This window comes from Roseburia sp. AM51-8 (genome assembly GCF_003478275.1).
In the GTDB taxonomy this organism is placed as follows: Bacteria; Bacillota; Clostridia; order Lachnospirales; family Lachnospiraceae; genus Pararoseburia; species Pararoseburia lenta.
The window spans coordinates 1-3,203 of the sequence record NZ_QUEY01000012.1; the positions used below are offsets into that span (position 1 = coordinate 1).

The 3,203-nt window shown below is 40.0% G+C and carries 4 protein-coding genes and 1 pseudogene; 2 read left to right on the forward strand and 3 right to left on the reverse strand.

Annotated features, from left to right (window positions below; translation table 11 throughout):
- Positions 1-84: 84 nt before the first annotated feature.
- Positions 85-399 (reverse strand): hypothetical protein, encoded by a 315-nt coding sequence (locus tag DW996_RS12825; protein WP_041254741.1) that lies wholly within the window; start codon positions 397-399, stop codon positions 85-87.
- 144 nt (positions 400-543) lie between these two features.
- Complete coding sequence (locus DW996_RS12830; protein ID WP_003505382.1) at positions 544-774, reverse strand: helix-turn-helix domain-containing protein; 231 nt, start codon at positions 772-774, stop codon at positions 544-546.
- Between the two features lie 174 nt (positions 775-948).
- Here DW996_RS12830 and DW996_RS12835 point away from each other — a divergent pair, with 174 nt between their 5' ends.
- Positions 949-1,578 (forward strand): helix-turn-helix domain-containing protein, encoded by a 630-nt coding sequence (locus DW996_RS12835; RefSeq protein ID WP_015520978.1) that lies wholly within the window; start codon positions 949-951, stop codon positions 1,576-1,578.
- An 86-nt stretch (positions 1,579-1,664) separates the two neighbouring features.
- Positions 1,665-2,960 carry a tyrosine-type recombinase/integrase gene (locus DW996_RS12840; protein ID WP_118333201.1) on the forward strand — a complete coding sequence of 432 codons (1,296 nt, stop codon included), beginning with the start codon at positions 1,665-1,667 and terminating at the stop codon, positions 2,958-2,960.
- Positions 2,961-3,105: 145 nt separating this feature from the next.
- On the opposite strand, the pseudogene DW996_RS12845 reads toward DW996_RS12840, so the two are convergent.
- A pseudogene (locus DW996_RS12845) lies at positions 3,106-3,203 on the reverse strand (Type 1 glutamine amidotransferase-like domain-containing protein); the annotation flags it as partial.

The window sequence follows — 3,203 nt, forward strand, 5'->3', positions numbered from 1 at the left end:
TTATAAGGACGACCTCTGGTTGTCCATAAGTGCGCCCTTCATTCAAAGGCAATGAAGGGAATGGAAACCCCACTCCCTCCGCCATTACACTTCCTCCATGTCTGTAACTAATTCTTTCTGCATCGCTTTTGAGAAAAACTTCCCGTTTGTTTCCTGCCTTTTTAAGAATCCTATCAACTTTGGTAAATCTTCCTCCTCAATCGGACAGCCAAGAACCGATTCCACCGCTCCTCCAATCTGACAGAGCCTGTGGGTTCGTTTTTTACTTTCTTCCGCTTTCTTTCTCTTTTCCAGTTCCTTCCGCTGTGCTATGAGCTTTTTTGTAGCTTCAATGCTTTCCTGTTCCTTTTTCTCTAATGCACGTATTCTTTCTTCATAAGTCTTTGTTGATTTCGCCATATCGTCTTCATCCTCTCTTTTTCCGATAAACAACAGTTCCCGGTTGCATATCAGGAGAAGCACATGGTATAATCCTCTTGCGTGTAGGTATATCATGGCTTCGGTCTGATAGAACCTTTGGCGGTTTCGTAGGAAGCCGCCTTTTTAAGTTGCCACATTTCTTGTGACAGCTTTTACATTTCCTTTATCCCTCAGATCTCGCCCCTCGTTGGCTTCCATGAACTTTTCCAGAATGTCAGTTTTAATAAGGACTTTTCTTCCGACTTTTAATACCGGAAGCTTCTTCCATTCAACCAGCTTTCTCAAAGTATTTCTGCCAATTCCTGTATAGTCGGCTGCTTCCTCGATGGATAATGCAATCTTTCTTTCCGTCATCTTGTCACCTCCTATTAAATTGCATTATGCAATTTTTGTTGTGCTGTTAGTATAGCGGTTTTATATTGCGTTGTCAAGCGTTATGAAATTTTAAAATTAATCATTAGATTGCATATTGCAATTACGTGAGGTACATGCTATAATTCATACATACCGAAAAAGGAGGCAATCAGCATGAAAGATAAAGAATTACGCAAGCTGATAGGCAGCAGGGCAAAACAGCGTCGTCTGGAATTAAATCTGACACAGCCTTATGTTGCAGAGAAGATGGGAGTTACAGCTTCCACAATCCTGCGTTATGAGAATGGTTCGATTGACAATACCAAAAAGATGGTGCTGGAAGGTCTTTCGGAAGCACTTCATGTATCTATTGAATGGCTCAGAGGTGAAACCGATGAATACGAAACCGATATTACGGATAAGAAAGAATTACAGATTCGTGATGCAATGGGCGATATTCTCAAACAGCTACCTCTCGACCTTAGTAAAAAGGAAGATGCTTTTTCAAAAGATTTACTGCTGTTAATGTTAAAGCAATATAACCTGTTTCTGGAATCATTCCAGTTTGCCTGCAAGAATTACAAGGGCAGCACGAATGAATCGGATATTGCAAAGGTAATGGGGTTTGAATCGAATGATGAATATAACGAGATTATGTTTCTCCGGGAGATCACCCATACTGTTAATGCCTTTAATGACATGGCAGATATTGTAAGGCTCTATTCCAAGAAACCGGAAATGGCAGAACAAAGGCTTGAAAATCTTTTATCAGAAGTTTTGTATGAAGATTCCGATTCGGTATAGAACGACAACCGGAGTTATGATATACTTACACGCAAGAAGCATTTCATCAGTTCCGATTGTCTGATATCGAAAGGAGACACACGATTATGGCAAAAGGATCTGTAAGAAAAAAAGGAAAGAAATGGTACTACCGCTTCTATGTAGAAGATGCAAGCGGCAATCTAGTTCAGAAAGAATACGCTGGAACAGAAAGCAAAAGTGAAACGGAAAAACTGCTCCGTCAGGCAATGGACGATTACGAAAGCAAAAAATTCATTGCAAAGTCGGAAAATATTACAGTTGGAGAATTACTTGATATATGGGCAGAGGAAGAATTAAAGACCGGTACTCTCAGTAATGGGACAGTCCAGAATTACCTCGGTGCAATTACCAACATCAAGAAGCATCCAATTTCAGAGAGAAAGTTGAAAAATGTAACATCTGAGCATTTACAAGCCTTCTTCAATCTGCTTTCCTTTGGTGGCACTTATCCAGATGGTTCAGAAAGAAAAGGTTATAGCAAAGATTACATTCGTTCTTTCTCGGCAGTATTACAGCAGTCATTCCGGTTTGCAGTATCACCAAAGCAATATATCACTTTCAATCCGATGCAGTATATTAAGCTGAAATACCAGACGGATGAGGTTGACCTGTTTTCTGATGATGACATGGATGGCGATATACAGCCAATTCCACGAGAGGATTATGAAAGACTGATTGAATTTCTACAGGATTACAATCCACCGGCAATACTTCCAATCCAGATAGCTTATTATGCAGGACTTCGTATCGGTGAAGCCTGTGGTCTGGCATGGCAGGATGTAAATCTTGAAGAACAGTGCCTTACAATCAGACGCAGTATCCGCTATGATGGTTCAAGGCACAAGAATATCATCGGACCAACCAAACGAAAAAAGGTAAGGATTGTTGATTTTGGAGATACACTGGCAGAGATTCTTCGTAATGCCCAAAAGGAACAGCTTAAAAACCGAATGCAGTACGGAGAACTTTACCACAAAAACTACTACAGAGAAGTAAAAGACAAAAACAGAGTTTACTATGAGTTCTATCATTTGGACGGAACAGAGAATGTTCCAGAAGATTATAAGGAAATATCCTTTGTCTGCTTAAGACCGAATGGAAGTTTGGAACTGCCAAGCACGTTAGGAATTGTTTGCAGGAAGATTGCTCAGAAACTGGATGGATTTGAAGGATTTCATTTTCACCAGTTGCGACACACCTACACAAGCAACCTTCTGGCAAATGGAGCAGCTCCGAAAGATGTACAGGAACTGTTAGGACACTCAGATGTCAGTACCACAATGAATGTCTACGCCCATTCCACAAGAAAAGCCAAGCGGGAATCCGCAAAGTTACTTGATAAAGTGGCAGGCAACGACTAAATAAAACTTTCCCTTATTTCCCTTACGATTATCTCATAAGGGCAAAAATAAGGGAAAATACATATCATTTCACTAATGAATGGGCTGGAATGTCTGTAAAATAGGGAAAGTTAGAAATATATTTCGGCAAACTTGAATTTTCAAATTAGTCTTTGCAAATAACCTTTGAATCTTCACCATCAATTACAATTCCCTGACGGTTGTTAATTGGGCATAGATTCAAATCCGAAAACTCAGTCATTA

Bases quoted from the DNA above. Each gene is read 5' to 3' on its own strand.
- DW996_RS12835 (WP_015520978.1), top strand. From the start codon at position 949: ATGAAAGATAAAGAATTACGCAAGCTGATAGGCAGCAGGGCAAAACAG.
- DW996_RS12830 (WP_003505382.1), bottom strand. From the start codon at position 774: ATGACGGAAAGAAAGATTGCATTATCCATCGAGGAAGCAGCCGACTAT.
- DW996_RS12825 (WP_041254741.1), bottom strand. From the start codon at position 399: ATGGCGAAATCAACAAAGACTTATGAAGAAAGAATACGTGCATTAGAG.
- DW996_RS12840 (WP_118333201.1), top strand. From the start codon at position 1,665: ATGGCAAAAGGATCTGTAAGAAAAAAAGGAAAGAAATGGTACTACCGC.